General features: G+C 71.4%; 7 protein-coding genes, 1 tRNA gene and 1 riboswitch. Of the genes, 3 read left to right on the top strand and 5 right to left on the bottom strand.

The features are described from left to right. Window positions 1-315 precede the first annotated feature (315 nt). The 3 genes from orn to QL987_RS10685 all read left to right on the top strand — a co-directional run bounded on the left by orn (window position 316) and on the right by QL987_RS10685 (window position 1,694). Window positions 316-1,020 (top strand): oligoribonuclease, encoded by a 705-nt coding sequence (orn, locus tag QL987_RS10695; protein ID WP_290157637.1) that lies wholly within the window; start codon window positions 316-318, stop codon window positions 1,018-1,020. Between the two features lie 73 nt (window positions 1,021-1,093). Continuing rightward, a tRNA-His gene (locus QL987_RS10690) sits at window positions 1,094-1,169 on the top strand. Window positions 1,170-1,349: 180 nt separating this feature from the next. Further along, entirely contained in the window at window positions 1,350-1,694 is a 345-nt protein-coding gene (locus tag QL987_RS10685) for a metallopeptidase family protein (RefSeq protein ID WP_111075930.1), read from the top strand. 5 nt (window positions 1,695-1,699) lie between these two features. Here the strand turns inward: QL987_RS10685 and QL987_RS10680 are convergent, their stop codons facing one another. The 5 genes from QL987_RS10680 to QL987_RS10660 all read right to left on the bottom strand — a co-directional run bounded on the left by QL987_RS10680 (window position 1,700) and on the right by QL987_RS10660 (window position 6,056). Continuing rightward, complete coding sequence (locus QL987_RS10680) at window positions 1,700-2,284, bottom strand: ATP-binding protein (protein ID WP_290157635.1); 585 nt, start codon at window positions 2,282-2,284, stop codon at window positions 1,700-1,702. Then, a complete protein-coding gene (locus tag QL987_RS10675) occupies window positions 2,277-3,083 on the bottom strand; it encodes an energy-coupling factor transporter transmembrane component T (RefSeq protein ID WP_290157633.1) in 807 nt (268 codons plus the stop codon). Before QL987_RS10675 ends, QL987_RS10680 begins: the two co-directional genes overlap by 8 nt. Then, a complete protein-coding gene (locus tag QL987_RS10670; protein ID WP_290157631.1) occupies window positions 3,080-4,912 on the bottom strand; it encodes an ABC transporter ATP-binding protein in 1,833 nt (610 codons plus the stop codon). The genes QL987_RS10675 and QL987_RS10670 overlap by 4 nt, the downstream gene beginning before the upstream one ends. Continuing rightward, a complete protein-coding gene (locus QL987_RS10665) occupies window positions 4,909-5,556 on the bottom strand; it encodes an ECF transporter S component (RefSeq protein WP_290157629.1) in 648 nt (215 codons plus the stop codon). The genes QL987_RS10670 and QL987_RS10665 overlap by 4 nt, the downstream gene beginning before the upstream one ends. Beyond that, window positions 5,551-5,661, bottom strand: a riboswitch (TPP riboswitch). (Overlaps the previous gene by 6 nt.) A 65-nt stretch (window positions 5,662-5,726) precedes the next feature. Continuing rightward, on the bottom strand, window positions 5,727-6,056 hold the full coding sequence (locus QL987_RS10660; RefSeq protein ID WP_111075928.1) for a hypothetical protein: 330 nt from the start codon (window positions 6,054-6,056) through the stop codon (window positions 5,727-5,729). Between the last annotated feature and the right edge of the window lie 210 nt (window positions 6,057-6,266).

Below are 6,266 nucleotides of genomic sequence, written 5' to 3'. Positions count from 1 at the left end.
GTGTTCCGCCCGCTCGCGCGCCGGGACGGACTGGAGGCCCGACGACCGCCCGCAGGACCGGCTGCGGGCCTCCCGTGCGGGCGCTCGAACCTGCACCCACCGCGAGCGGGCGGAAGAGCAGCGGCACACGTGGGTGTCCCCTGGTGTTCCGCCCTCTCGCGCGCCGACGGCGCCCGGACCCGACGCCGACCCGGGTCCGGACCCGGACCCGGACCCGGACCCGGGGCAGCGGGCACCGCGCGCCGGCCCCGGAGCACCAGCGCTGCTGATCCACGGGAGCCGCGGGCTGTCGGTGCGCGGAAGTAGGATCGCCGTATGTCTGCCGCGAACGACCGCCTCGTCTGGATCGACTGTGAGATGACGGGGCTCGACGTCGACGTCGATGAACTCGTCGAGGTCGCGGTGGTCATCACCGACTTCGACCTCAACCCGGTCCACCCCGGGTTCGACATCGTGATCAAGCCGGACCAGTCGGCGCTCGACAACATGAACGACTTCGTCACGAAGATGCACACGACGTCGGGCCTCATCGACGAGATCCCGAACGGCGTCAGCCTGGCCGACGCGGAGTACCAGGTCCTCGAGTACATCCTCGCCCACGTCCCCGCCGAGGGCACCGCTCCCCTGGCCGGCAACACGATCGGCACCGACCGCGCGTTCCTGGCGAAGTACATGCCGCGCATCGACAACCACCTGCACTACCGCAGCGTCGACGTCTCGAGCATCAAGGAACTCTGCCGCCGCTGGTTCCCGCGCGTGTACTTCCACTCCCCCGAGAAGCACGGCGGCCACCGCGCGCTCGCCGACATCCTCGAGTCGATCCGCGAGCTCGAGTACTACCGCCGCGCCGGGTTCACCCCGGAGCCCGGGCCCGCCAGCGACGACGTCAAGGCGGTCGCCGCCGAGGTCGTGGCGAAGTGGGAGTCCCGCCTGGCGCCGCAGTCAGGCCTGGCGCCGCAGTCCGGCCCGGAGCCGGTGTCCGCTGCGACCCCTCAAACCACCGCCCAGGTCACCGAGTAGCGATGGTGGTCCGGGCCGGCGTCCGGATGTACTACAATCGAGTGGTTGCTCCGGCTCGCCGGACTGACACATGGTGGGTATAGCTCAGCTGGTAGAGCGCCTGGTTGTGGTCCAGGAGGTCGCGGGTTCAAGCCCCGTTACTCACCCCATCCACGAAGGCCCCCGTCCGATGGGCGGGGGCCTTCGTCATGTGCGGAACATCGGCCCAGCGCATCCGCGCGGGGCGACCGCGGGGCGTCTGCGGAGAGCAGCTGCCAGCCGAGGCGACATCTGCGGTGCCATCTGCCCACCAGGACACGTCCGGTCAGCTGTGCCACGATCCTCCCGTGATGGAGATGTCGACCGAGGACTTCGAGCAGCTCGTGACCGACGAACTCGACCTCCTGCCGGACGACATGGTCGACGGGCTCGACAACGTCGTGTTCGTGGTCGAGGACGAGCCCGAGGACGGCTCGGACCTGTTCGGCATCTACGACGGCGTCGCCCAGACCGAGCGTGGCCAGTACGGCTTCGGGGAACTACCGGACCGGATCGTCGTCTTCCGGAAACAGCATCTGCTCGAATGCGACACGCTGGAGGAGCTCAAGGACGAGGTGCACACGACCCTCGTGCACGAGATCGGGCACTTCTACGGCATCGACGACGAACGGCTGCACGAGCTCGGCTGGGCGTAGTCCTCCTACGACCGCAGCACCTCGTCGGCGAGGGTCTGCGGCGCTTCGGCGGCGATGAACGCCTCCTCCTGCCGTGCCCACCGCTCCCACTGCCTCGCGAAAGCCTCTCCGTCGCGGTCGAGTGCGCGACGACGCCGTTCCCCCTCGTCCGCGGTGAGCCACACCCGGAAGGTCGCCAGCGGTGCCGACGCGCGGGACAACGCGCCGCAGCCCTCGATAACGAGCGGAGCAGAGGCGTCCACCGGCACCCACTCAGCAGGCTCGGACCTCGTCCAGTCCCAGCGCCGGTAGCCGGCGGGGACCCCGAGCACGTCCCGCACCACGGCGTCGGCGGCTTCCTGGAGGCCGTCCCATCCCGGGTAGATGTCGTCCAGGTGCACCAGGGTCGCGTCGAGTTCCCCCGCGAGCGCGTTCCCGAGCGTCGTCTTGCCGGTCCCGGAGCGACCATCGACGAGGACGATGAGACGGCTGTTCCGAGCGGTTCGGAACGCGGACCGCGCGCGGGAGGCGAGCGTGCGGGCGGAGGCGATGCGCGCCTCCAGTCCGTCACAGGTGGTCTCGGACCTGGCCGATGCGTCCGTCTCAGGCACGCCAGGTCCCTGCGGCGACTGCGGCGAGGACCGCCGCCGCGCCGATGCCGAGCAGGACGCCACACATCGCCCACTCCGGTCCGGCGAATCGGACGCGACGCGCCCACGTGCGCCGGCCGGGCGCGCCGAAGCCGCGGGACTCCATCGCGACAGCGAGGGTGGTCGCTCGACGCAGCGCGACGACGAGCAGGCCGAAGGCCATCGACAGGCCGCGACGGAGGCGCCCGCTGTCCGCCACGCCCCGGGCGCGCCGTGCCATCGCGAGCTGACGCCAGTCGTCGCCGAGCAGGGTCATCATGCGGATCGCGGCGAGGGCGCCGAGGACGAAACGCGCCGGCAGTCGCAGGATCTGCGCGAGCCCGTCCGCCAGGTCCGTGACGTCCGACCGGACGAACAGGACGATGCCCGGGATGCCGACGGCGAGCACGCGCAGCATCGTCGCGAGTGCCAGCTGCAACGATCCGTCAGTCACGTGCGCGAAGGCGAAGTCGAACCAGACACGCCCGGACGGCTGCCCGTACAGGGCAATGCTCACCCCGGTCAGCGGGACGACGACGAGGACCGGCGACGTCCGGAGGAGCAGCGTCCGGACAGGGATCCGGAGCACCGGCAACAGCGCCAGTTCCAGCAGCAGCGCCGTCGCGGCCGACACCAGGTCGAGACTGAGGACCAGGACGACGCCGAGGGCGATCACTCCGAGCAACGACGCCACCGGCTGCACACTCCCCGCGCCACGCCCGAGCTGGACGGGAGGCTCGGTGCCGTTCCGTCCGCTCGCTGCGGTGACCGGGGCGGTCACCGTGACTCCCCGCTGGACCGGGCGACGGGCACGGCCGGTGTCAGGCCGTCCGCGTGGAGGACGACCTCGTCGGCGTCGAGCGCTCGGACCAGATCGCGGTCGTGCGTCACCACGACGACGGCTGTCCCGGCGTCGGCCAGTGCCCCGAGCTGCTCGACGACGGCACTCCAGGTGGCCCGGTCCTGCCCCGATGTCGGTTCGTCGAGGACGAGGACGGGCGGGCGTGTCGCGATGACCGCTGCGATCGCGAGCCGGCGCTGCTCGCCACCGGAGAGCGTGAACGGGTTGGCGTCCACGAGGTGGTCGAGCCGGAAGGTGTCGAGCAGTTCCGTGACCCGTTCGTCGATCGCGGCGGCGGGCATCCCGAGCGCGGCGGGCCCGGCGGCCAGTTCCTCGCGGACCGAGGCGGCGATGAACTGGTGTTCGGGGTCTTGGAAGACGGTGCCGATGCGGGCGGCGAGCTCCCGACTGGACCAGGAGTGCGGAGCGGGATCGGTCGGAGCGCCCTTCGTTCCGTGGAGGTCCGAGCTGGCTTCGAGCGTTCCACCAGCGGGACGGAGGAGTCCCGCCAGGGTGAGGCCGAGCGTGCTCTTGCCCACGCCGTTCGGCCCGGTGACGGCGAGCACCTCGCCGCTCCGGACCTCGAGGTCGATGTCGTGTCCGATGTGTTGCATCCGGTCGCTGCCGCGCCGTTTCCCGGTTCGGCCGGCGCTCCGGCTCGTCTCGAGGCCCATCGCCCGGAGCAGCAGCGTTCCCCCGGGGGCGGGCGGGGCCTGCCGTTCGCCCTCACCCGCGCCGAGCGGGCGAGATGCCGGGGTCGCGCGGGCGGTCGGTCCTGGTGTTCCGCCCGCTCGCGACGGGCGAGCATCGTCGGGGTCGACGCCGGCGCCGACTGGGCGGAACTCCCCCGCGCCCGTTGTCTGCAGCCATGGTGTTCCGCCCGCTCGCGCAGCGCCGGGCAGGGCCCGACCACGGGGGTCAGCGCCGCGCAGGGCAGCGCCACGGAGTGCAGCAGCGCGGAGGGCGTCGCGGCCCGCGCTCCGAGCCGAACCGCGGGTGGGCTCAGATCCCGGGACCCACACGCCGCCACGCTCGAGCGCGTCGGAGTGCTCGGCGAGCACGACGTCGGGTGCCCCGTCGGCGACGACTCCGCCACCTTGCTCGAGGAGCACCAGTCGGTCGACCAGGTCGAGCCAGGTGCCGACGCGGTGCTCGACGACCAGGAGCGTGGCCCCCGTGTCGTCGAGGAGGGCTCGGACGGCGTCGTGGACCTGCACGACACCGTTCGGGTCGAGGTTCGCGCACGGCTCGTCGAGCACCAGCGCACCCGGCCGCATCGCGAGGACACCCGCGAGCGCCAACCGCTGTCGCTGACCGCCGGACAGCCTCGTGGTGGAGCGGTCGAGCGGCAGGTCGAGTCCGACGACGTCGAGCGCATGGCGCACCCGGAGCCAGATGTCGCTGCGCTCGACACCCAGGTTCTCGCACCCGAAGGCCACGTCGTCGCCGATCCGGGACATCACGGTGTGGGCCTCGGGATCTTGCATGACGAGGCCGACCCGCCCGCGGACGGACACAGGTGCGACTCCGTCGACGAGGACCGTCCCCTCGACTGCTGCTGCCGTGTCGTCCGCGTCGTCCGGATCATCGGCGAGCACACCTGCCGCGGCGCGGAGGAGCGTCGACTTCCCCGCACCGGACGGCCCGACGACGGCGACGCGCTCACCGGGTTCGATGACCAGGTCGACGCAGCGGACTGCCCAGGTGCGCCGCTCGGGATAGCGCCAGCCCCAGCCGGAGAAGGTGATCCGAGCGGGGACGGTCGTCACGCTGCGGAGGCTCGAGGTCGCCGCCCGTGCTCCCGTCCGGCCGCGAAGGACGACAGCACGCCGGTGCGGGCGAGGGCGCGGACGAGCAGCCAGGACCCGAGACCGGAGATGACGACGCCCGAGATGATCGCGCAGATGACGTACGTCACCTGGAACGCGGCCGTCGCACCGGCGTAGTAACGGAATGCGTCGTTCAGCCCGAGTGCGAGCCCGGTCGCAGCTCCGGCGAGCATGACCACCGGCAGCTTCCACACGCGGTAGAGGAACAGCGCGAGGACGATCTCGGCGCCGATGCCCTGCACCAGACCGGAGACCAGGGTCCCCCATCCCCACTGCGTGCCGAGCATCGCTTCGACGGAGGCCGCGACGATCTCACCGAAGAGTGCGGCGCCGGGCTTCCGCACGACGATGGCGACGAGGGGCCCTGCGAGGAGCCAGACGCCGCCGACCAGGGCCTGCGATCCCGGGAGCACCAGGCCGAGCCCGGCTCCGATCGGCTCGTAGGCGACGTCCCAGAGCTTGAAGACGACGCCGACGGCCACCGCGAGGACCGCGGCGACGACGATGTCGACGACCCGCCAGCGCAGCGAGCGCTTCGCGACCGGACGTTCGGTGGACGTTGTGGTGGGTGCACCAGTGGACATCGCGATGGCTCCTCCCTGCGCCGGCATGATCCGGATCAGGTTCGACGGTCGGAGCGCGGTTCGCTCCCTCTCAGCCCGCTCTGGCGGACTCCCGTGTGTGTCCCAGCAGTGTACCCACCGGACAGGAGGCCCGTGGTCACGTGACCACGGGCCTCCTGTCCGTCAGGCGGTCACTTCTTGAGCGCGCGGATGAGCTTGACGAGCACCTTGCCGGCGACCCAGATGACCGGGATGCTGACCGTGAGGAGCGAGATGACGTTCGGCTCGAACGCGAGGTCCTGGCCTGGACGGCGGACGTAGGCACCGACCGGGAGCGAGACGGCCCCACCGCCACCACCGCCCGCACCGTCTTCGTCGGAGTCGGAGCCCCCACCGAAGCCGTACCAGTTGACGGAGACGGGGATCAGCGTGCTGTCGCCGACCTCCACCGGGTCGCCGTAGTTCGAGGCGACGCCGACGGGCCGCACCTTGTCTGCGATCTGCGTGACGATGTTGGTCATGGCGGCGACGCTACTCCGCCAGCACTGCCTGACGGACGGGCGGGGATGAACTGTGGAGGGACCCGCTCGTCGTCCAGCCTGTGGAGGGATGAGCCGACCTGTCCGACGAGGGGCTGTGGAGAGTGGGAACGCTCCACAGTGCGCCCCTGAACGGCGGACATCACAGGGGTGCGCCGATACGTTGGCCCAGTTCATCTCTCCTGGAGGCAC

It is taken from the genome of Curtobacterium sp. APC 4022 (assembly GCF_030407555.1).
Classification (GTDB): domain Bacteria; phylum Actinomycetota; class Actinomycetes; order Actinomycetales; family Microbacteriaceae; genus Curtobacterium.
Note: the sequence above shows the minus strand (reverse complement) of the source record. Positions and strands in the feature narration are given on the sequence as shown.